The organism is Paenibacillus oryzisoli (genome assembly GCF_050467285.1).
Taxonomy (GTDB): domain Bacteria; phylum Bacillota; class Bacilli; order Paenibacillales; family NBRC-103111; genus Paenibacillus_E; species Paenibacillus_E oryzisoli_A.
Genome location: NZ_JBCMUN010000004.1, coordinates 44,398 through 67,162, shown reverse-complemented (window position 1 = coordinate 67,162; position 22,765 = coordinate 44,398). Strand labels below are relative to the sequence as shown.

Sequence of the window (22,765 nt, the reverse complement as noted above, 5' to 3'; positions counted from 1 at the left end):
AAACAACTCCATTCCAAGTATAAAAAACATAATCCTCTCTATGATGCCATACTTTTCACAAAAACTTAAGTGGGGCAGTGAGCGGAAAGATGATTTCAGGGATATTTTCCCGCTTGTCTGAATACATTGACGTATAAGGTGAGACAAGTACATGTAGATGTGGAGGGAGAAGGGCGGATGAGTCAGGAGAAGTGGTATCAGTTGAACTCGGAGGATGTCTTGCGGTTGCAGCAAGTGAATATGCAGCAAGGCTTGCCCTGGGAAGAAGCGTGGCGGCGGCAGGCAGAGGTAGGGCGCAACGAGCTTTCGGAAGGGCAGCGCATATCCCCGTTATCCCTGCTTTTGAATCAGTTTAAAGATTTTATGGTGCTGGTCTTATTGGGGGCTACCCTCATTTCCGGCCTGCTTGGGGAATATTTGGACGCGATCACGATTGTCATTATTATTGTCATGAATGGCATTTTGGGCTTTACCCAGGAATTTCGGGCAGAAAGGTCGCTGCGCGCGCTCAAAGAGCTCTCGGCGCCGAATGCCAACGTTTGGCGTGAAGGGGCTGTGCATCAAATTCCGGCCCGCGATCTCGTGCCCGGCGATATTATTGCGCTGGAGAGCGGGGATCGGGTGCCGGCGGATGTGCGCTTTTTGGAAACGAACGGTCTGTATGTGGAGGAATCCGCGCTTACCGGGGAATCCATCGCCGTCAGCAAACTAACGGCTGTTATTCCGCATGATGATGTACCGCTCGGCGATCAGCGCAATCTAGGCTTTATGGGCACAATGGTGTCCCGTGGGACGGCCAAGGCGGTTGTCGTACGGACAGGCATGTCAACCGAAATGGGCAAAATCGCCGATCTCATCCAAAACACGGAGTCGATGGAGACGCCGCTGCAGCACAGGCTCGAACAGCTTGGCAAAATCCTCATCATCGTTGCGATTGCGCTCACCGTGCTCGTCGTCGTCGCCGGCATTATGCATGGTCAGCCGCCGTATGCGATGTTCCTGGCCGGCGTCAGCCTGGCGGTCGCAGCAATTCCGGAAGGCCTCCCGGCGATCGTCACGATCGCGCTTGCCCTTGGTGTCCAGCGGATGATTAAGCGCAAAGCGATCGTGCGCAAGCTGCCATCGGTGGAAACGCTCGGCTGCGCCTCGGTCATCTGCTCGGACAAAACCGGCACGCTGACCCAAAACAAAATGACCGTTACCCACCTGTGGATCGGCGGGGACGTGATGGAAGTGACGGGGGACGGCTACACGCCAGTCGGTCAAATCCTTCACAGCGGTCACCAAACCGACCCGCTGAGGCATCCGTCGCTGTCCAAGCTGTTGCATATTTCGGCGCTGTGCAATAATGCGACTTTATTTGAAGAGAAAGCGGAAGCAAAGCGGAAAAAGGGCAAGGAAGGTGGAGACACGCCTGCTTCCGTCTGGAATATTAAAGGCGATCCGACCGAAGGCGCCCTCGTCGTGCTCAGCGCGAAGAGCGGCATCACGCCGGAGTCGCTGCGGGATAAATTCAAGCGCATCGCAGAGTTCCCGTTCGATTCCGAGCGCAAGCGCATGTCGGTGCTGGTCGCCTCGGAGCAAGGCCGCATGGCCTGCACAAAAGGTGCGCCGGACGTGCTCATCCAGCACTGCTCTTATATTCTGTGGGACGGCAAAGTCATTCCGTTCACGTCTACGCTCAAGCAAAAGGTGATTTCCGCCAACGAAGGTATGGCGAAATCGGCGCTGCGCGTGCTTGGCGTCGCGTACAAGGATGTGAAGGTGTCGGATCGCTGCGAAGATCATGAGGATGTGGAAAGCAACCTCGTGTTCGTCGGCCTGACCGGGATGATCGACCCGCCGCGCAAAGAAGTGCGCGAAGCGATCGCCAAATGCCGCAAGGCGGGCATCAAAACCGTCATGATCACCGGCGACCACCAGACGACGGCGGAAGCGATCGCCAAGCAGCTTGGCATGATTCCGGCGAACGGAGTGTCCATGAGCGGCCAGGAGATCGGCCAATTGACCGACGAGGAACTGGATACGAAAGTAGGCGATACCTACGTCTACGCCCGCGTGTCGCCGGAGCATAAGCTGCGCATCGTCAAAGCACTGCAGCGTCAGGGGCACGTCGTCGCGATGACGGGGGATGGCGTTAACGACGCGCCTGCCATTAAAGCGGCGGACATCGGTATTGCGATGGGCATAACGGGTACCGACGTGTCCAAAGAAGCCTCCTCGCTCATTCTCAGCGACGACAACTTCGCCACCATCGTGGCGGCGATTGAGGAAGGTCGCGGCATCTATGAAAATATTCGCAAATTCATCCGTTATTTGCTGGCTTCCAACGTCGGCGAAATTATGACGATGTTCATTGCGATGATGGCGGGGCTGCCGCTGCCGCTCGTGCCGATTCAAATTTTGTGGGTCAACCTTGTCACCGACGGATTGCCGGCCATGGCGCTGGGCGTCGACCAAGCGGAAAAAGATCTCATGCAGCACAAGCCGCGCTCAGCTAAAGAAAATATTTTTGCCCGTCGGCTTGGCTGGAAAATTATTTCCAGAGGCCTGCTGATCGGCGTCTGTACGCTCGGGGCGTTCTGGCTCGTGCTGCACACGAATCCAGGAGACAGCGAGACGCTGCTTAAAGCGCAAAGTGTCGCTTTCGCCACACTCGTCATGGCGCAGCTCATTCACGTGTTCGATTGCCGCAGCTCGCGCTCGATTTTTCACCGCAATCCGCTGCAAAATAAATATCTCGTGCTCGCGGTGCTGTCCTCGCTGATCCTGATGCTGGCGGTTATGTACATCGACTCGCTGCAGCCGATTTTCAAAACTGTGCCGCTCGGCTGGAAGGACTGGATTCTCGTCCTGATTGCGGCCGGCATCCCGACCTTCTTCATGGGCCTCGGCAGCGTGCTCTCGCCGAAGCGCAAGCGGAACAACGACCGCAACAAAGGTGTGCGTGCGTCGGGGTATGGTTCGTCGAAAGCTAGCTTTCGTTAAAATAGGGGCTGCCAACGCCAAGGCAGCTCGCTGCAAAAAGCCGCTGAGAAGCGGCTTTTTGGCGTATAACTTTACCTCCACCGTCGCAGGCACCATTTCAGGCCTCCTTTCCCACCGCCATTCCATCGGCGCAAGGGTCTATGCACACACGCGATTTTACGCTATGATAAGGGCTAAACCGTAGGTGGATGAGGTGCGTTCAGATGAATTTTACGAAAATGCATGGCTTAGGCAACGATTTCATCGTCGTGTACGGTGAGCAAGAGCTGCCGGCTGGGGCGGATCAGCTTGCCATTCGGCTGTGCAACCGCAATTTCAGCATCGGCGCTGACGGCGTCGTCTTTATTTTGCCTTCCGAGAAGGCGGATTTTCAAATGCGCATTATCAACGCGGATGGTTCCGAGGCCGAGCAATGCGGCAATGCGGTGCGCTGCGTTTCCAAATATGTGTACGATCACAAATTGGTAGATTCGACTGACATTACGATTGAAACGATCGGGGCCGGCGTGCAAAAGATCGAAGTACAGGTGAAGGACGGCAAAGTCATGACCGCGCGCGTCGACATGGGCGAGCCGATTTTGCAAGGCTTGCAGGTGCCGACGACGATCGACAGCGACCGGGTCGTGCAGTATCCCATTGAAGTGGATGGCATGACGTTCACGTTCACAGCCGTTTCCATGGGCAACCCGCACTGCGTCATTTATGTGGACGATGCGATCCAATTTGACCTTGCGGCGTGGGGGCCGAAGCTGGAGACGCATCCGATGTTTCCGCGTAGAACGAACGTGGAGTTCGCCACGGTGCAGAACCGGGCGTATACCGATATGCGCGTCTGGGAGCGCGGAGCAGGCCCTACGCTGGCTTGCGGCACCGGCGCTTGCGCAACGCTCGTCGCTTCCGTGCTTAATGGGTACTCCGACCGCGATTCTATCGTATCGCTGAAGGGCGGAGAGCTGTTCATTTCCTGGAACGAAGCGGATAACCGCGTATATATGACTGGACCTGCGGAAGAAGTGTTTACGGGGACGATTCCGGAATTGGCATAAATTTGTAGCGGGACGATGGATGTGCGATGTATATTTTTCGCTAAAGGCAGGTTTAGATGCCGGGGAGATGGAGGATGATAGGATGAAGACGGATCTTCGTTCCGCGCTGCAGCAGGAAATCATTACCGGCGACGGAGCAATGGGGACTTACTTGTACCAAATGGGCTTTCCCGTGGGCATTTCGTATGAGGAGCTGAATTTGCTGCGTCCCGAGACGGTGTCGGAGGTGCATCGCCGGTATTATGAGGCGGGCGCTCGACTGATTGAAACGAATACGTTCTCGGCCAACCGGGAGAAATTGTCGAAATACGGGCTGGAGAGCGATGTGGAAGCGATTAACCGGGCAGGCGTAGAGCTGGCGAGAAAAGCGGTCGGCGACAACGCGTATGTCGTCGGTGCGATCGGCTCGATCCGCGCAGGCAAGCGGAAAAACGTCCGCACGGCGGACGTCGAAGCGGCACTGCGTGAGCAGATCGGCATTTTGCTGGACTCGCCGGTGGACGGGCTGCTGCTTGAGACGTTTTACGATCTGGAAGAGCTGCAGCTCGCGCTGAGCATTATCCGCAGCATGAGCTCGCTGCCGGTCATCTGCCAGTTCGCCAACGAAGGGACAGGCAGCACACAGGACGGCGTGCCGCTGCCGGAGGCGTTCCTTCGCCTGCGCGACGGCGGTGCTGACGTCATCGGCTTCAACTGTCGCGTCGGCCCGAACGGGATTCTCCGCTCGATGGAGAAGCTGCCTAACGATCTCGGCGTGCCGTTCTCGGCGTTCCCGAACGCGGGCTTGCCCGACTATGTCGACGGGCAGTATACGTATGCGGCGACGCCGAAGTACTTCGCCGAGTGCGCACGGCGCTTCGCCGACCTCGGCGCGCGTCTGATCGGCGGCTGCTGCGGCACGACGCCGGAGCATATCGCAGCGGTTGCGAAGGCGCTGCAGGGCTACGTCCCGGCGGCACCCGGGACGACAGAGGGCGCGCCGACCGAAGTCGTGCGCGTAAGCGAACCGGCGCCGGCCCAGCCTGCGCCGCCGGCGGCCCCGACGCTGCTGGACATCGTCAAGCAGCGCAAAACCGTCATTGTCGAGCTGGATCCTCCGAAGGATCTCGACATTAACAAATTTATGCAGGGCTCAAAGGCCCTGCAGGACGCGCACGTCGACGCCATTACGATGGCCGACAACTCACTGGCGGTGACGCGCATGAGCAACCTCGCCCTCGGCTACCTCGTGCAGGACAAGCTGGGCGCGCGTCCGCTCATTCATATCGCGTGCCGCGACCGCAACATGATCGGGACGCAGTCCCACCTCATGGGCTTGCACGCGCTCGGCATCGACCACGTGCTCGCTGTGACCGGCGACCCCGCCAAGTTCGGCGATTTGCCGGGATCCAGCTCTGTGTACGACTTGACCTCTTTCGAGATCATTCGGATGATCAAACAGCTGAACGAAGGCATTGCCTTCTCCGGCAAGCCGCTCAAGCAAAAGTCGAATTTTGTGATCGGCGCAGCATTCAACCCCAATGTGAAACATTTGGATAAAGCCGTGCAGCGATTGGAGCGAAAAATCGAGGCTGGGGCAGATTACATTATGACCCAACCCGTGTACGACGCAAAGCTGATTGAGGAAATCTATGAAACTACGAAGCATTTGAATGTGCCGATTTTCATTGGTTTTATGCCGCTTGCCAGCGAGGGGAATGCTGAGTATCTGCACAATGAGGTCCCGGGAATCCGTTTATCGGATGATGTACGTAAACGCATGAGCGGGCTCAAAGGTCCCGAAGGCCGCGCGATGGGTGTCGAAATTGCGAAGGAACTGCTCGATACGGCGATGCAGTATTTCAACGGCATCTACCTGATGACGCCATTTTTGGCCTATGAAATGTGCGTAGATCTGACGAAGTATGTCTGGGAAAAGTCGAATCGCCATGATTTCCACTTGTACCCACTTTCAAAATGAATTAAAATAGGATAACGGATGTGATTGGAATGATTTGCAGTATGACCGGATTCGGGCAAGCGAATCGTTCTTTTGCGGGATACAACGTGTTTATCGATGTCAAATCGGTCAATCATAGGTATTGTGAAGTGTCAATTCGAATGCCGAAGGAATGGACTGTATTTGAGGACGCGCTGAAGAAAACGGTGCTGCAGGCTGTAAAACGGGGACGAGTCGACATTTTTATTACAGCGGAACGTGAGGCGGCTTCCCCGAAGGGCGTCACCGTGAATATGGAACTGGCAGACGCCTACTTGGAAGCGGCGCAGCAGCTAAAGCAGCGCTATGGGTTCCAGGAGGAGCTTGGCCTGCTGGATTTGATGCGAATTCCCGACTTGCTGCAAGTGAAAGAACTGCGCGAAGAGCCGGATGAGGCGTTGGAACGCGAGCTTTGCGCTTGCTTACGGGAAGCAGGGGATTGCCTTGCAACGATGCGGCAGCGGGAAGGCGCTTTTTTGGCACAGGATATTCGCGACCGGTTACAGGAACTAAGGCGAATCCACGCGGAGTTGGAGCAATTGGCGCCGATGGCCGTCCAGGAATACGCAGCGAGAATGACAAGCCGTATTCAAGCGCTGATGGCGGATGGTTTAAGCGCGGATGAGCAGCGTCTGGCGACGGAAATTGCCATGTTTGCCGATCGGGCGAATGTCGACGAAGAGCTGACGCGGCTGCGAAGCCATTTCGGACAGTGCGACGCTTTGTTGACGGATCCGGAGCCTGTCGGGCGCAAGCTGGATTTCCTGATTCAGGAGATGAACCGTGAAGTCAACACGATCGGTTCCAAATCGAGTCATGCGGAGTTTGCGGCGAAGGTCATCGCGATGAAAGCGGAGCTTGAGAAGATGAGAGAACAAATACAGAATATCGAGTGAGGCTGCTGCAGCGCTTCGCGAGGAGGAAGTCTAGATGGCTATCAAATTAATCAATATTGGGTTCGGCAACATCGTATCGGCGAACCGCATTATCTCGATCGTCAGCCCCGAGTCGGCTCCGATCAAGAGAATCATTCAAGAGGCGCGTGATCGTCACATGCTGATTGACGCTACATATGGTAGAAGAACCCGGGCTGTTATTATCACGGACAGCGATCATGTGATTTTATCGGCCGTACAGCCAGAGACGGTAGCGCATAGACTTTCGAATAAGGACGATGATCATGACGAGTAATACGAACACGCTTGAGCGTGAGAGAGGGATTCTGATTGTGCTCTCCGGTCCTTCTGGGGTCGGGAAAGGAACGGTATGTGCGGCTCTGCGCAAATGCGCGCCGGACATTGTATATTCCGTTTCGGCGACGACGCGCTCTCCGCGCCAGGGTGAAGTCGATGGTGTGAACTATTTTTTCAAAACCCGCGAACAGTTCCAGCAGATGATCGATACCGACGAAGTGCTGGAATGGGCGGAATACGTAGGGAATTTCTACGGGACGCCACGACGTTTCGTTGAAGATACGCTGCGGGCCGGCAAGGACGTCATCCTGGAGATTGAAGTTCAGGGTGCGCTGCAGGTGAAGCAGAAGTTTCCGGAAGGCGTGTTCATCTTCCTGCTGCCTCCTTCGCTCGATGAGTTGGAGAACCGCATTGTGACGCGCGGCACGGAGACGGACGATGTCATTCGCAGCCGGATGTCGGTGGCGCTTGACGAAATTCGTTTAATGGAGCATTATGATTATGCGATTGTGAATGATCACGTCGAGAAGGCTTGTTCGAAGATTCAAGCGATTTTGGCGGCTGAGCATTGCAAGAAAGACCGAATGTTCCCCAAAGTCGTACAATGGATAAACGAGGTGAAATAAATGCTATACCCTTCAATCGATAAACTGCTGGACATTGTGGACAGCAAATATTCCTTGGTGGTTGCGGCTTCCAAGCGTGCTAGATCCCTGCGTGACGGCGCTAAATCCGATTTGAAAGGCCATAAGGCGCACAAACAAGTCGGTTTTGCTCTGGAAGAGCTGTACGGTCGTTACATTGGATACGAGAAAATTGATCCGTCTGAGAGCAATGAGAAATAAACCCATTTTTCCAACAACCCTCGTGGTTGTTATTTTTTTCTCAATTTGATGGATAAAAGTAGAAAGGGGAGTCCCCATGAGTGTTGCTTTGCAAGGCAAAACGATCGTACTCGGCGTATGCGGCGGCATCGCGGCGTATAAGGCGGCTGCACTGACGAGCAAATTGACGCAGGCCGGCGCGGTGGTTCGGGTCATCATGACTGAATCCGCCGTGCAGTTTGTCGCGCCGCTGACGTTCCAGACGCTGTCCCGTCATCACGTGTTCGTCGATACGTTCGATGAAAAGGATCCGTCCGTCGTCTCCCACATTAACTTGGCGGACAGCGCGGATCTTGTACTGATCGCGCCGGCGACGGCGAATATGATTGGCAAGCTGGCGCTGGGGCTCGGCGACGATATGCTGAGCACGACGCTGCTGGCGACGGAAGCGCCGATCTGGGTGGCGCCGGCGATGAATGTGCATATGTACGCCAATCCCGCTGTACAGGCGAATATGCAGACGCTGGCGAGCCGCGGTGTTCGGTTTATCGAGCCTGGCGAGGGTCAGCTCGCCTGCGGGTATGTCGGCAAAGGCCGTCTGGCGGAGCCGGAGGAAATTTTTGCCGCGGTGGAACGGTTTTTTGCAGGCGAGACGAAGCCTCTTGCGGGCAAGCGCGTGTTGGTGACGGCGGGCGGCACGGTCGAGCGCCTGGATCCGGTTCGCTATTTGACCAATGATTCGTCGGGCAAAATGGGCTATGCCATCGCTGAGGAAGCCGTGCGCTTGGGTGCACAGGTGACGCTCGTGTCAGGCCCAACCGCGCTGCCTGCGCCTGCCGGCGTTCAGCTCGTGCGCGTGCAGTCCGCGCTCGATATGCGTGAAGCGGTGCTGTCGCGTCTGGACGCGCAGGACGTGGTCGTGAAAGCGGCGGCGGTGGCGGACTATCGTCCGGCGGAAGCGGCCCTGCAGAAGATCAAGAAAAAGGCGGATACGCTCACGCTCCAGCTTGTGAAGAATCCGGATATTTTGCAGGAGATCGGTACGCTCAAAACACATCAGTTCGTCATCGGCTTTGCCGCTGAGACGGAGAATCTGGACGCGTATGCGATGGACAAGCTGAACCGCAAAAACTGCGATCTCATCGTCGGCAACGACGTGTCGCAAGATGGCGCGGGTTTCGGCACGGATACGAATATCGTCCGCATTTATGACCGGAGCGGTCTCGTTCAGGCGCTGTCCTTGCGCAGCAAATCGGAGGTGGCGCGCGAGCTGCTGCAGCTTGCGGCGCAGCGGCTCACCCCTGTGGGGGATGCTTGATGTACGCAAAAGTGATCGTCGATGTGCCGGCGAAGCAAACGAACCGGGCATTTGACTATGCGGTTCCGAAGGAACTCCGGAGCTGGGTGGAGGTCGGCAGCCGCGTCGGCGTGCCGTTCGGCCCGCGCGTGCTGCAAGGTTTTGTCGTCGGACTGTCGGACGAGACGGATGTCGATCCGAAGCGGCTTAAGCCGATCGGCCACGTGCTGGATTTGGTGCCGCCGCTGACACCGGAGCTTGTGAGCCTGGGGCGGTGGATCGCCCGCATGTATTTGTGCCACGAGGTGACGGCGCTGCAAGCGATGCTGCCTGCCGCCCTCAAGGCGAAGTATGAGCGGGTCATAACAGTTGGTGAGGAAAGTGCCGAGAACCCCTTGCTTCACATGTCCGATGTGCAGGAGATCGTGCAGTTCGTACACAGCAAATCATCGCTTACGATGGAGGGGCTGATGGAGAGGTTTCCGGGGCGCGACGCGTTCCTCAAAGAGCTGCTGCAAGCCGGCGTGCTGGCTGAAGTACAGATGGTGAAAGATCGGATGGCAACGAAAAAGGCGTTAACTGTATTCCCGCCCAAGGACTTAAGCGTGCTGGAAAATGCGCTGCCGGAGCTGCCGGCGAGAGCGAACAAGCAGATAGCCGTGCTGCGCTATCTCATGGAACATCCGCACGCCATCCGGCTGACGGAGCTGATCGAGACGCTGGAGATCTCCGCATCCACGGTAAAAAGCCTCGCCGACCGCGGCTGGATCGAGCTGCGCGAGGTGGAGGTGCTGCGCGATCCGTACGCGGGGCGCTCGTTCAAACGGACCACGCCGCTTACGCTGACGGAAGAGCAAGCGCGCGTGTTTGCGCCGATCAAGGCAGCGGTTGCGGAAGATCGGCACGAAGTGTTTCTGCTGCATGGCGTGACGGGAAGCGGCAAGACGGAGGTTTACTTGCAGTCTATCCAGCAAGCATTAGACATGGGCAAGGAAGCGATCGTGCTCGTGCCCGAAATTTCGTTGACGCCGCAAATGGTGGAGAGGTTCAAGGGCCGCTTCGGCGACCAGGTCGCGGTGCTGCACAGCCGGCTGTCGAACGGTGAAAGGTACGACGAATGGCGCAAAATCACCCGCAAGCAGGTGAAGGTCGTGATCGGCGCGCGTTCGGCGATTTTTGCCCCTTTTACGCAAATCGGTCTTATTATTATTGATGAGGAGCATGAATCGTCCTACAAGCAGGAAGAGAGTCCGAAGTATCACACCCGGGAGGTGGCGGTACAGCGGGCCATAGGGCATAACGCTGCGGTCGTGCTCGGTTCGGCGACGCCGTCCCTCGAAACGCTTGAGCTGACGAGACGCCGGCGAGACCGGGCGAAGCCGCCTTTTACATTGCTGACGATGACAGAACGTGTGGCCAGCAGGCCGATGCCGCCGGTGACGGTCGTGGATATGCGGGAGGAGCTCAAAACCGGCAACCGCTCGATGTTCTCCAGGCCTCTGTATAAAGCGATTGAAGAACGGTTACACAAGAAAGAACAGATTGTTTTGCTGCTCAACCGTCGGGGGTACGCGACGTTCGTCATGTGCCGGACGTGCGGCTACGTCGCCCAGTGTCCGCATTGCGACATTTCGCTGACGTACCACCAAAGCTCGCGCATGCTGCGCTGCCATTATTGCGGCTACGCGGAGCGGGAAGTGACGCAGTGTCCGAGCTGCCAGTCGGAGCATATCCGCCATTTTGGCACGGGAACGCAGCGGGTGGAGGAAGAACTGAGCAAGATTTTTCCGGGCATCCGGGTTATCCGCATGGACGTCGATACAACGTCGGAAAAAGGCTCGCACGAAAAGTGGCTGTCCCTCTTCCGTGACAAGCAGGCGGACGTGCTGCTCGGCACGCAGATGGTGGCCAAAGGGCTTGATTTTCCCGATGTGACCTTGGTCGGGGTGATTGCGGCGGATACGGTGCTGAATATCCCGGATTTTCGTTCGGCGGAGCGGACGTTTCAATTGCTGACGCAGGTGGCGGGCCGGGCTGGACGGCATGAAAAGCAGGGCGAAGTGTTCGTGCAGACATATACACCGGATCATTACAGCATTCAGCATGCGAGCCGCCACGATTACACCGCGTTCGCCAATCAGGAGCTCGATGTGCGCGCAAATCTTGGCTATCCGCCGTATCAGCGGCTCATTCTGGTGACGTTTACTCATGAGCAACTACCCTTGCTGGTGCGGATGGCGGAAGCGTTTGTGACTCGGCTCAAAGAGATTGCGCGCCCGTACATGACCAGGCAGACGGACTTGTTTACACCCGTGGTGACGGATGAGGAATTTTTTCATATGGATGTCCTCGGGCCTGTTGCATCGCCGATTTCCCGAATCAAAGATAGATATCGATTCCAATGCGTGGTAAAATATCGTGGGGATGATGTCGCTTCGGATATTGTCTCGCAGACGGTGGCCTGGTTCGAGGAGCGCTCGGCGAAAGAAAAGCTGACGGTTTCCGTGGACGTGGACCCGCAATATTTGATGTAATTCGGCATGTTCAAGACTTAAAATGCGTGTTCAAAAAGCAGGCTTTTCAGCACCGAGAAGGTTGTGAGAAGCTGAAGAAGGAGGAGCGGAGTGTAGGCAAAACTACATGAGCACCGCACTTCGAAGCTGAACGCAAGATTCGATGCCGAGTCCGCTTCTTGAATTTACTTCGTGATCAAAAGACGGCTTTTTGAACAACTTCTTGAAAGTAGGTGCACATTACTTATGGCAATTCGTATTATTGTAAAAGATCCAGATCCTGTGCTGCGCGAGAAAGCGATCACAGTTACGAAATTTAATTCTAACCTGCACAAGCTGCTTGATGATATGGCAGACACGATGTATGACGCGGAAGGCGTGGGCTTGGCGGCGCCGCAAATCGGCATTTTGAAACGTGTGATCGTGATGGACTGCGGCGAGGAGCACGGCGGCCTGATCGAAATGGTCAATCCGGAAATCGTCACGTCCAGCGGGGAGCAAGTAGGGCCTGAGGGCTGTCTGAGTATCCCTGGGCTGCGCGGCGATGTGCTGCGTCCGCTGAACGTAACGGCTAAGGGGCAAGACCGCAACGGCAACCCGATCGAAGTAACCGGTACGGAGCTGCTGGCGCGCTGCATTTTCCACGAGATCGATCACCTGAACGGCATTCTGTTCACCGATCTTGCGACCAAAACGTACACGGCGGATGAAGAGGAAGAGGAATAGTGAACATTATTTTTATGGGAACGCCGGATTTCGCGGTGCCTTCCTTGCAGACGCTGATTGCGGAAGGCTACAACGTCGTTGCGGTCGTGTCGCAGCCGGATCGGCCGAAAGGGCGCAAGCGCGTTCTGACGCCGACACCGGTGAAGGCGGAAGCGGAGAAGCACGATATTCCGGTGCTGCAGCCTGAGAAGCTGCGGAGCCCGGAATCCGTCGAGAGGCTGCGCGAGCTAAAGCCGGATCTGATTGTGACGGCGGCTTACGGCCAGATTTTGCCGAAAGCTGTACTGGAGCTGCCACAGCATGGCTGCATTAATATTCATGCGTCTCTGCTGCCGAAATATCGCGGCGGGGCGCCGATTCATCATGCCGTCATTCAGGGCGAGAGCGTAACCGGGGTAACGATTATGTATATGGCCGCAGGCCTCGATACCGGCGATATGATCGCCAAGGTGGAGCTGCCGATTCTGGATACGGACACGACCGGCACACTGTTTGAGAAGCTGAGTGTAGCCGGAGCGGATTTGCTGAAACGGACGCTGCCGGATTTACTCGCCGGACGCATTCAGGCGGTGCCGCAGGTGGAAGCGGAAGCGATCTACTCGCCGAACATTTCCCGGGAGGACGAGCTGCTCAATTGGTCGCGCACGTCGCGTGAGCTGTGGAATCATATTCGCGGGCTGAACCCGTTCCCGGGGGCGTATACGTTGTGGAACGCCGACGTGATGAAGGTCTGGGCGGCTATGAAGCCGGAAGGCGGTTCGGGAGCGGCTGGAACTGCTGCGCCCGGGACGGTGCTTTCTTGCAGTGCGCAGGGCCTTGAGGTGGCGACTGGCGACGGCTCGCTGCTGCTGACCGAGATTCAGCCTGCCGGGAAAAAAGCGATGCCTGTCGCGGAGTTCGTGCGCGGCGTGCAGATTCCGAAGGGCACGGTGCTAGGACGTGACTGAATACGCAGAAGGAAGCAGATTTGGCCGAATTTTCGTTCCATGCAAGGAACTTTTGTGAAGGTGTACCAGGGGTACGTCAAGCAAAAGTGACGCAGCAGGTATAATAAACGGCTTACGCCGTCCCCCGAGGGACGAGTGCGTTTATCAAAAATATAAGCCGATTTCGCAAGTGAAACCCATAAATGCTTATATTTGGGCGAAAAGGCGGTGAAAGATGCCCCTGAGCGGGTGTTCAGACACGGCCCAGACACTGTGAACTCCGTAGAACTTTAAAAAAGAGGTATCCCATTTGTCTACACCTAATCGTACACATGGCAAAACACAGAAGGCCGGCAAACCGGCTGCATCTTCACATACTTCTTCCAGCGCTGCAAAAAGCAGCGCTGTTCGGCATTCCGCCCGTGAAGCGGCGCTGGATGTGCTGGTTCGGGTCGAGGAGAACCAGGCCTACAGCAACCTGCTGCTGAACCAGGTGCTGCAAAAGCACGCGCTCCCCAGAGCGGACGCGGGGCTTGCCACAGAGCTCGTGTACGGCACGATCGGCCGGAAAAATACGATCGATTTCTTCCTCGAGCGTTTCGTTAGTAAAGGGCTCGCGAAGCTGGAGCCCTGGGTGCGGTGCTTGCTGCGGCTGAGCTTCTATCAGCTGTATTATTTGGACCGCATCCCCGACCATGCGGTCGTGAGCGAAGCGGTCAATATTGCCAAGCGCCGGGGCCACCAAGGCATCTCGGGCATGGTCAACGGTGTGCTGCGGGCGGTGCTCCGCAGCAAGGCCGAGCTGGCGCTGCCGGCGGCGCTCGGCGACGTCAAGCGCATCGCGCTGGGCCATTCCCATCCGGAATGGCTCGTGCGCCGGTGGATCCGTCAGCTCGGGGCGGAGCTGACGGAACAGATTTGTGCGGCGAACAATGTGCCGCCGCATGTAAGCATTCGCGCGAACGCGAGACGGCTTAGCCGAGCGGAGCTGCTGCGGCAGCTGGAGGCAGCGGATATTCGCGCAGAAGCGTCGCCGCTGGCCCCGGCCGGTGTGCTCGCGCACGGGGCCGGGAACATGGCGTTAGTCCCCGGTTTCGGCCACGGGGACTTCTCGATTCAAGACGAGAGCTCGATGCTCGTCGCCGAAGCTCTGGATCCGCGCCCGGGCATGACCGTGCTGGACTGCTGCGCCGCCCCGGGCGGCAAAACGGCCCATATCGCCGAGAAGATGGGCGATACGGGCAAAATCTGGGCTTGTGATCTCCATGAGCACAAGCGGAAATTGATCGACGACCAGGCGGAACGCCTGGGCCTGTCGTCGATCGAGACGCTCGTGATGGATGCGACCGAGCTCGACCGGCATTTTGCGCCGGCGTCGTTCGACCGCATCCTGCTGGACGCGCCCTGCTCCGGCTTCGGCGTGATCCGGCGGAAGCCGGATCTCAAGTGGGCGAAGCAGGAGGCTGAGATCGCGGCGATTGCGGCGACGCAGCACGCGATTCTCGAGCGGGTGCACCGCCTGCTGAAGCCGGGCGGCGTGCTCGTGTACAGCACGTGCACAATCGAGCACGACGAGAATGCCGGGATGGTCGAGCGGTTTCTCGCCGACCATCCGGAGTTTGAGCTGGCTCCGCTGCCTGCGGAGCCGTTCGGGGCTGTCGATCCGGCGGCGGTGCAAGCCGGTATGGTGCAAATTTTGCCGCAGCAGTTCCATTCGGACGGCTTCTTTATCGCGAGACTCCGCAAGCGCGAGAGTTCTTCTTTATAGAGGGCAGTGCAAAGGGATGAGGGCCGGGAAGCACTCGGGTTGAGCATCAAGCCTGCAAAAAAGCAGGAATTTTCCTCTCTCCCTACCTGATTCGATGAAATGCCTGCAAAAGCGCAGGAATTTTGGGTGAGAGTCCTCTTTTTGAGCGAGTTTGGCCTAAAAAACTGCTTTAACGCAGGCATTTTGCGAAAAACGCCATTTTTGTGAAAAAAGCCTGCTTTTTCGCAGGAATTTCCCTGTCCTCTTCGATAGGGCCTACCTAGTTACCTTTTGCAGGAGTGAAGGCGAGCGAGAACAGCGCGTCGGCATCCGCAAAGAGACGGTACAGCGGCCTATGGCGATTTGTCTGAAACTTAGCGGTGCTTTATTTCTGAAAGTCGCCTAAGGACGTGTGTTCGGCTCGCCTTTGTGTTAAAATACATAAGATTGCCTTGAAAATAGACGAAATAAATACAGGTTGTGATAAATGTGAGTTTGAAGCCTTTTGAGAAAGAGAAACCTTTTGTATACGATCTTAACTGGGATCAGTGGCAGGATTGGGTGAAAGCGAACGGCGAGCCCGGCTTTCGCGCGGGTCAAATCTGGGACTGGCTGTATGTGAAGCGCGTGTTCAATTTCGACGACATGTCGAATTTGTCCAAAACGCTTCGCGACAAGCTGAAGGCGCAGTTCGACTTCGTGACGCTGTCCGAGATTACGAAGTATCAGTCGCAGGATGGTACGGTCAAGTTTCTTTTTGAGCTTGAAGATAAGAATGCGATCGAAACGGTCGTTATGAAGCATAACTACGGCAACAGCATCTGCGTCACGACGCAGGTCGGCTGCCGGGTGGGCTGCACGTTCTGTGCGTCTACGCTGGGTGGTTTGAAGCGGGATTTACGGCCGGGCGAAATCGTCGCGCAGGTCGTGAAAGCGCAGAAGCTGCTCGACGAGACGAATGAGCGCATTTCATCCATCGTCATCATGGGGATTGGCGAGCCGTTCGAGAATTACGAGTCGACGATGAACTTTTTGCGGATCATGATTCACCCGAAAGGGCTGAACATCGGTCAGCGCCATATTACGGTGTCGACGAGCGGCATCGTGCCGAATATTTACAAGTTTGCCGATGAGAATTTGCAGGTAAACCTCGCGATTTCCATTCACGCACCGAACGATGCGCTGCGCTCGAAGCTGATGCCGGTCAACCGCAGATTCCCATTTGTGGATTTGATCGAAGCGTGTAAATATTACATTGCCAAAACCGGCCGCCGGATTACTTTCGAGTATGCCTTGATGGGGGAAGTCAACGATCAGCCGGAGCATGCTGAGGAGCTTGCGCAGGTGCTGAAGGAAATGCCGCTTAGCCATGTCAATCTGATTCCTGTCAACTTTGTTGCTGAGCGTGATTTCAAACGGACGCCGAGGGACGATATCTTTACGTTCCAACGCATTCTGGAGAAGGGCAAAATCAATGCGACCATACGCCGTGAGCAAGGAAGCGACATTGCGGCCGCCTGCGGGCAGCTGCGAGCGAAGCATATGGAGAGCAGTAAATGAGGTGAGAGCCGGATGAAGATGGTAAGTCGAACCGATATTGGTAAAGTCCGTCAAGTCAATGAGGACCGCGCCGCCATCCAGCACGAGCTGAATGGGCTGTCTTTGGCGATTGTCGCCGACGGCATGGGCGGGCATCAGGCTGGCGATATTGCCAGTCAAATGGCGGTGGACCGCATAAGCGCACAGCTGCAGTCCATCCATTGGGGAATGCCGGTGGAGACGTGCAAGCAACTGCTCAAAGAAGCGATTGAGAAAGCCAATGAAGAGATTTATGCGTTTGCTTCCGGACAGGATAAATACCATGGCATGGGTACGACGGTTGTGACGATTATTGCGTCGGAAGAGCTGTTGATTATCGGGCACATCGGCGACAGCCGCGCCTATAAGCTCTCTGGCGAAACGATTACGCAGCTGACGGAAGACCATTCCTTGGTGTATGAGCTGGTGAAGAATGGACAACTGACGCTGGAGGAAGCCGATCATCATCCGCGGCGCAACTGGATTACGCGCGCGCTCGGCACGGAGCCGACCGTAGAAGTGGATTTGTATGAGTACGGCTGGCGCCAGGGCGATACGGTATTGATTTGTACGGACGGCCTGAGCGGGCTTGTGGACGCTGCAGACATTGTACGTATCGTGAATAGCCACGATAAACTGGAGGATGCGGCGGATCAACTGATTGCGCGCGCGCTTCACGAGGGCGGCGACGATAATGTGACGGTCGTGCTGCTGGCTCATGATCAACATTCGGACGACAAAAGGGGTGATGGGCATTGATCGGTAGAAAGCTTGGAGGCCGCTATGAAATATTGGAACGCATTGGCGGAGGCGGCATGGCCTTGGTGTACAAAGGCCACGATTTGCTGCTTAACCGCAAGGTAGCGGTCAAGGTGCTGCGCCAGCAGTACGTGCACGACGAGGAGTTCATTCGCCGCTTCCGCAGGGAAGCGCAAGCTGCCGCGTCGCTGTCCCATCCGAACGTCGTCAGTATTTATGACGTGGGGCAGGAAGACGATGTCCATTACATCGTGATGGAATATATTGAAGGCAAAACGCTGAACGATTTGATTAAAGAAAAAGCGCCGCTGCAAGTCGAGGATGCGGTGCACTACGCTTCGCAAATTGCGGACGCGCTCGATCATGCGCATCACAATGAGATTATTCACCGCGACATCAAGCCGCACAATATTCTCATCGGCAAAAATGGGCGCGTTAAGGTGACGGATTTCGGGATCGCCCGCGCGGCAACGTCTTCGACGATTACACAGACGGGCTCTGTAGTCGGGTCTGTGCATTATTTCTCGCCGGAGCATGCCAAAGGCACGAATACCGGGGAAAAGTCCGACCTGTATTCGCTCGGTATTGTGATGTATCAAATGCTGACCGCGCGGCTGCCGTTTCTCGGCGAAAGCCCGATTTCCGTTGCGCTCAAGCATTTGCAGGAGGATGTGGAGGAGCCGCGCAAGGTGAATCCGCTCATTCCGCAGAGCGTGGAAAACATTATTCTCAAGGCGATGCGCAAAAAGCCGGAGGAACGCTACCAGTCCGCCAAATCGATGATGCTGGACTTGGATACGTGCCTCAATCCGGAACGCCGCAACGAGGCGAAGATCGCGTTCTGGGATTCGGACGGCATGGACGAGGAGCGTACGCTGGTCATGCCGGCGATTCGCGCAGATCAGATCGCGTCCTACACGCCGGACGATGAAGACGAGGAGCCGGAGAAGCCGGTATGGCGGGACGAGCCCGCTCCTGCGAAAAAGAAAGGCTGGATTAAACCGGTCGTCTGGATCGTCATTTTGCTGATCGTACTTGGCTTCATGTGGTACATGGTCGGCGTCGTGAAAAACATGTTCGCGATCGAAACGGTGGAAGTGCCGAACGTTGAGAATAAGCCGCTGACGGAGGCGCAGGCGCAATTAACTGCGGCCCATCTTGGCTATACGGTAGAGTATGACGAAGACAGCAAGCTTGACAAGGACATTGTCATCCAGCAAAATCCGAAAGGTCTGCGGCTCAACGTTGGCACAAAGGTGACGCTGACGGTCAGCAAAGGCGTGAAGAAGATTAAGATGGACAATTACGCAGGGCAATCGCTCAAGGATGTAAAGCTCAAGCTTCAGGCGCTTGGTATCAAAGATGAGCAAATAACGATTACCCAGGAGACGTCCGACAATACGCCGGATATCATTCTCAAGCAGTCCCCGCTTGCGGGCGATGAGTTTGAGCTGGACAAAGCCGCGATTGCCTTTACGGTGAGCAAAGCGAAGGAAACGTTCAAAATGCCGGACTTGACGAACCTGACGGAGGCCGAAGCGAAAGCGCAGATTACGAAGTCGAATCTGAAGCTGGCTGCGAATGGCATTACCCGCGAGAAAAGCTATAAAGTGGCCAAAGGCAAAGTCATTACGCAGTTCCCGTATACGAAGGATCAGGATGTGTCGGCCGGTGCGGAAATTTCGCTGGTGATCAGCGACGGCCTGCCGGACGACGCCGGTCAGATGACGGTCAGTATTCCGGTGAAGCCAACGACAGACGGCAAAGATTCCGAATTTAAAATCATTGTGAGCGATGCGCAATACGATAATTTCGAATACAAAACAGAAAAGGTATCGAAGCCGCAAAATCTTGATGTGAAGGTCATCGTTTCTCCAGAGAAGAAAGCCGTTATTTTGATCAAAGAAGGCGATACGCTGGTGAATTCGATCACACGCACGTACCAGGATTATTTGGATCAGAAGAATGGCAAGGCGACTTCGCCGCCGCCATCCGCCTCATCCACGCCGAAGGGGCAAAATAACGGACCGGCGATTCCCGTGGGCGGAGCTGCCGGCGGGCAAGGTCAGACCGGCGGAACCGCTTCGAAACCGCCTGCTGGAGGAACGAATTAATGCCGCAAGGATCGATTGTAAAAGCGCTCAGCGGTTACTACTATGTGCTGCCGGAGGGCGCCGCGCTTGAAGAAGGGAATACCGTTACCTGCCGGGGAAGAGGCGTGTTCAAGAATAAAAAGATCACGCCCCTCGTCGGGGATCGCGTGATGTATGAAGAAACGGAAAATGGGGAAGGAACCGTTACGGAGATTCTTCCCCGTACTTCCGAACTGATCAGGCCCCCGATTGCAAACGTGAACATTGTCGTGCTCGTCTTCTCCGTGACGGAGCCGGTGCTGAATCTGCAACTGCTCGACAAGTTCCTTGTTCATATCGAGCATACGGGCATTGATGTGGTGCTGTGCTTTACCAAAAGCGATCTGCTGCTGGAGGGCGGTGGAGGTGCGCTCCCGAAAGAGATGACGATGAGCGAACTTGACCGCATTACAGCGCTGTACGAAGCGATCGGGTATCCGGTCGTCAGAACATCGTCGCGGATGGGCGTCGGTGTGGAAGCGATTCTGCATCACCTGGAAGGGACGATCTCCGTGTTCGCCGGTCAATCCGGCGTCGGCAAATCGTCGCTGCTGAATAAAATGATCGCGGGCATCGACCTCGAGACGAACGAGATCTCGCAGCGGCTGGGCCGCGGCAAGCATACGACGCGTCACGTTGAGCTGCTTCCACTGGAAGGCGGCGGGCTTGTGGCGGATACGCCGGGCTTCAGCCAGCTCGATTTCATGGAAGTCGAGGCCGACGGGCTGGGCGCCTGCTTCCGCGAGTTTGCCGACATTGCCGAGGGCTGCCGGTTCCGGGGCTGCCTGCATTTGCACGAACCGGATTGCAAGGTGCGGGATGCTGCGGCGGACGGCACGATTGCGGCTTCGCGGTACGAGCATTATTTATTGTTTTTAGCTGAAATTAAGGATCGGAAGAGGAGGTACTAGACGAATGGTTTATGTGGCACCGTCGATTTTATCGGCCAATTTCGCAAGGCTCGGGGATGAGATTCAAGATGTGGAGCGCGGCGGCGCTGACTGGATTCATGTCGATGTCATGGATGGTCATTTTGTACCGAATATTACGATCGGCCCTCTTGTTCTGGAGGCGATTCGCCCTGTAACGCAGCTTACACTTGACGTACATTTGATGATTGAGGAGCCGGATCGGTACATTCCAGATTTTGCTAAGGCGGGGGCGGATTTGATTTCCGTTCACGTCGAAGCTTGCACGCATTTGCACAGGACACTGGGGCTGATTAAGCAGCAGGGCGTCAAAGCCGGGGTTGTGCTGAATCCGGCAACGCCGATTTCTACACTGGAGCACGTGCTGGACGAGCAGCTGGATCTGGTGCTGATTATGACCGTCAATCCGGGGTTTGGCGGACAAGCCTTCATCCCGGGCATGCTGAACAAAATCCGCGCGCTGCGCGAGCTGGCTAACGCCAAGGGACTCACCGATCTGCACATCGAGGTCGACGGGGGCATTAATGAAGTGACAGCCCGTCAGGTGGTGGAAGCCGGCGCGGATGTTCTCGTTGCGGGCAACGCTATTTATGGGCAATCGGATCGCGCTGACGCGATTCGCCGCATCCGCGGCTAAGAGGAGGAACGACACGTGAGAATCGTCTGGCTGCTGGCATACAGCTTGGCTTGCGCCATCCTGTTAACCTTGTTTTCCAACATTCAGGATATGTTTAAATATGTGTTCTCGCTCGGCGCGCTGTTTCTGGGGATTCGTTTCTTCCGACAGTTCGAGGAGTTGCGTTATCGGATTTGGTTTTTTGTGATTGCGGTCTTTTTCTACTTTGTCTTTAATCTGATCTACGCGCTCTATCGGGCGGGCATATCCGGCGAGTTCACCGCATACCTATAGTTACAAGAGCGAAAAGCTCTTGTAGCTTTTTTTGCTTTCTGGAGCAGTTGAAAGTTGGGAGAAAGTAAAAATAGAAGCACTATTTCTACGCTCCGGGCATACACTGTTGTAATGATGTGGAAGGAGCAGTCCTGGACGCAGGTAGGGCCTTTGCTCACGAAGTCAGCCGCGTTTGCATCGTGCATTGCGGACTGACGATAACTCGAAGGAGGGGTAGAGAATGAAATTCTACACGATCAAGCTGCCGAAGTTTCTGGGAGGTTTCGTGAAAGCCGTACTTAATACGTTCAGTAAAAACTAAGCAAGTACACATACGCGTCATTCTCCCCAGGAATGCAAAAAAAGCACCGGAACGGTGCTTTTTGTCATTTGCATAAGTAAGTTAAGTATCCGCGGCCGATTAAACGCGAGCCACTTTACCGGATTTCAACGCACGAGCACTTACGTAAACCCGTTTTGGTTTACCATCAACGAGGATGCGAACCTTTTGAACGTTAACTCCCCAAGTACGCTTGTTTTTATTGTTAGCGTGGGACACGTGATTACCTGTTTTCGGACTTTTACCTGTAATGAAACATTTGCGGGACATGTTTGACACCTCCTTCGGCAGTATACAAAGAAGCCTGGGTGGCAAGCCTAAGCTTGACATATCAGTATTCTCAACATCGCATACTTTCTTGCATGATCTTTCTATCTGCAAAAACACACTTAAACATAATATCATAGCCAAAGCGGCCTAGTCAACGAAATGCGTGCACTTTTGCCGTTTATTTATAAAGTGTGGTATAGTACAATGAAGTATAGTCTTGGAAATTTGAAGGAGTTGTTACATAATGCCGATTGAACTCACAACCGAGTTGGGAAAAGTATTTATTACCGATGAAGTCGTTTCGACGCTCGCGGGATCGGCTGCGCTGGATTGCTACGGACTTGTTGGCATGGCCACACGCAAGCAATTGAAGGACGGCATCGCCGAGCTGCTCGGCAGAGACAATTTAAGCCGCGGCGTCGAGGTTCGCAGAGAGAACGGACGACTGGAGATTGATCTTTATATTATTGTCAGCTACGGAACGAAAATATCCGTCGTGGCAGGGAATGTCCAGACGAAAGTCAAATATATTCTTAACGAAGTTGTAGGTCTGCAGGTGGACGATGTGAACATTTTTGTTCAAGGCGTTCGCGTAGCTAAATAATAGCCCGATAATTAGGAAGGGGAATC

21 protein-coding genes are annotated in these 22,765 nt (G+C 55.6%); 20 read left to right on the top strand and 1 reads right to left on the bottom strand.

The window, feature by feature from the left end; all coding sequences use genetic code 11:
- Nucleotides 1–177: 177 nt before the first annotated feature.
- From ABE504_RS04940 to spoVM, 19 genes are all read left to right on the top strand, one after another.
- The gene (locus ABE504_RS04940; RefSeq protein WP_430085303.1) at nt 178–2,988 is read left to right on the top strand and encodes a calcium-translocating P-type ATPase, SERCA-type; all 2,811 of its coding nucleotides are present in this window, start codon (nt 178–180) and stop codon (nt 2,986–2,988) included.
- A gap of 203 nt (nt 2,989–3,191) precedes the next feature.
- Entirely contained in the window at nt 3,192–4,034 is an 843-nt protein-coding gene (gene dapF / locus ABE504_RS04935) for a diaminopimelate epimerase (protein WP_430085301.1), read from the top strand.
- 82 nt (nt 4,035–4,116) lie between these two features.
- Nucleotides 4,117–5,994 carry a bifunctional homocysteine S-methyltransferase/methylenetetrahydrofolate reductase gene (locus ABE504_RS04930; RefSeq protein ID WP_430085299.1) on the top strand — a complete coding sequence of 626 codons (1,878 nt, stop codon included), beginning with the start codon at nt 4,117–4,119 and terminating at the stop codon, nt 5,992–5,994.
- A gap of 29 nt (nt 5,995–6,023) precedes the next feature.
- Nucleotides 6,024–6,908 carry a YicC/YloC family endoribonuclease gene (locus tag ABE504_RS04925; RefSeq protein ID WP_430085734.1) on the top strand — a complete coding sequence of 295 codons (885 nt, stop codon included), beginning with the start codon at nt 6,024–6,026 and terminating at the stop codon, nt 6,906–6,908.
- 34 nt (nt 6,909–6,942) lie between these two features.
- Complete coding sequence (gene remA, locus ABE504_RS04920) at nt 6,943–7,203, top strand: extracellular matrix/biofilm regulator RemA (RefSeq protein WP_009672664.1); 261 nt, start codon at nt 6,943–6,945, stop codon at nt 7,201–7,203.
- Nucleotides 7,193–7,831, top strand: a complete 639-nt coding sequence (gmk, locus tag ABE504_RS04915; RefSeq protein ID WP_430085296.1) for a guanylate kinase — start codon at nt 7,193–7,195, stop codon at nt 7,829–7,831. Before remA ends, gmk begins: the two co-directional genes overlap by 11 nt.
- A complete protein-coding gene (gene rpoZ / locus ABE504_RS04910; protein ID WP_430085293.1) occupies nt 7,832–8,050 on the top strand; it encodes a DNA-directed RNA polymerase subunit omega in 219 nt (72 codons plus the stop codon).
- A gap of 76 nt (nt 8,051–8,126) precedes the next feature.
- Nucleotides 8,127–9,347 (top strand): bifunctional phosphopantothenoylcysteine decarboxylase/phosphopantothenate--cysteine ligase CoaBC, encoded by a 1,221-nt coding sequence (gene coaBC, locus ABE504_RS04905; protein WP_430085290.1) that lies wholly within the window; start codon nt 8,127–8,129, stop codon nt 9,345–9,347.
- A complete protein-coding gene (priA, locus tag ABE504_RS04900; RefSeq protein ID WP_430085287.1) occupies nt 9,347–11,860 on the top strand; it encodes a primosomal protein N' in 2,514 nt (837 codons plus the stop codon). The genes coaBC and priA overlap by 1 nt, the downstream gene beginning before the upstream one ends.
- A 225-nt stretch (nt 11,861–12,085) precedes the next feature.
- Nucleotides 12,086–12,565 (top strand): peptide deformylase, encoded by a 480-nt coding sequence (def, locus tag ABE504_RS04895; RefSeq protein WP_430085284.1) that lies wholly within the window; start codon nt 12,086–12,088, stop codon nt 12,563–12,565.
- Complete coding sequence (gene fmt / locus ABE504_RS04890) at nt 12,565–13,512, top strand: methionyl-tRNA formyltransferase (RefSeq protein WP_430085281.1); 948 nt, start codon at nt 12,565–12,567, stop codon at nt 13,510–13,512. Before def ends, fmt begins: the two co-directional genes overlap by 1 nt.
- A 289-nt stretch (nt 13,513–13,801) precedes the next feature.
- On the top strand, nt 13,802–15,259 hold the full coding sequence (gene rsmB / locus ABE504_RS04885; protein WP_430085278.1) for a 16S rRNA (cytosine(967)-C(5))-methyltransferase RsmB: 1,458 nt from the start codon (nt 13,802–13,804) through the stop codon (nt 15,257–15,259).
- Between the two features lie 468 nt (nt 15,260–15,727).
- On the top strand, nt 15,728–16,798 hold the full coding sequence (gene rlmN / locus ABE504_RS04880; protein ID WP_430085275.1) for a 23S rRNA (adenine(2503)-C(2))-methyltransferase RlmN: 1,071 nt from the start codon (nt 15,728–15,730) through the stop codon (nt 16,796–16,798).
- 12 nt (nt 16,799–16,810) lie between these two features.
- A complete protein-coding gene (locus ABE504_RS04875) occupies nt 16,811–17,575 on the top strand; it encodes a Stp1/IreP family PP2C-type Ser/Thr phosphatase (protein ID WP_430085272.1) in 765 nt (254 codons plus the stop codon).
- On the top strand, nt 17,572–19,689 hold the full coding sequence (pknB, locus tag ABE504_RS04870; RefSeq protein WP_430085269.1) for a Stk1 family PASTA domain-containing Ser/Thr kinase: 2,118 nt from the start codon (nt 17,572–17,574) through the stop codon (nt 19,687–19,689). The genes ABE504_RS04875 and pknB overlap by 4 nt, the downstream gene beginning before the upstream one ends.
- Nucleotides 19,689–20,618, top strand: coding sequence for a ribosome small subunit-dependent GTPase A (rsgA, locus tag ABE504_RS04865; protein WP_430085266.1), 930 nt, complete (start codon nt 19,689–19,691; stop codon nt 20,616–20,618). The genes pknB and rsgA overlap by 1 nt, the downstream gene beginning before the upstream one ends.
- Nucleotides 20,619–20,622: 4 nt before the next feature.
- A complete protein-coding gene (rpe, locus tag ABE504_RS04860; RefSeq protein WP_430085263.1) occupies nt 20,623–21,273 on the top strand; it encodes a ribulose-phosphate 3-epimerase in 651 nt (216 codons plus the stop codon).
- A 15-nt stretch (nt 21,274–21,288) separates the two neighbouring features.
- Complete coding sequence (locus ABE504_RS04855; RefSeq protein ID WP_430085260.1) at nt 21,289–21,546, top strand: hypothetical protein; 258 nt, start codon at nt 21,289–21,291, stop codon at nt 21,544–21,546.
- Between the two features lie 220 nt (nt 21,547–21,766).
- Nucleotides 21,767–21,847 carry a stage V sporulation protein SpoVM gene (gene spoVM, locus ABE504_RS04850; RefSeq protein ID WP_014652194.1) on the top strand — a complete coding sequence of 27 codons (81 nt, stop codon included), beginning with the start codon at nt 21,767–21,769 and terminating at the stop codon, nt 21,845–21,847.
- 99 nt (nt 21,848–21,946) lie between these two features.
- Here spoVM and rpmB read toward each other — a convergent pair whose 3' ends face one another.
- Nucleotides 21,947–22,135, bottom strand: a complete 189-nt coding sequence (rpmB, locus tag ABE504_RS04845) for a 50S ribosomal protein L28 (protein ID WP_126142322.1) — start codon at nt 22,133–22,135, stop codon at nt 21,947–21,949.
- Between the two features lie 244 nt (nt 22,136–22,379).
- On the opposite strand from rpmB, the gene ABE504_RS04840 reads away from it, so the two are divergent.
- Nucleotides 22,380–22,739: an Asp23/Gls24 family envelope stress response protein gene (locus ABE504_RS04840; RefSeq protein ID WP_430085257.1), complete on the top strand. Its 360-nt coding sequence runs from the start codon at nt 22,380–22,382 to the stop codon at nt 22,737–22,739.
- Nucleotides 22,740–22,765: the final 26 nt, after the last annotated feature.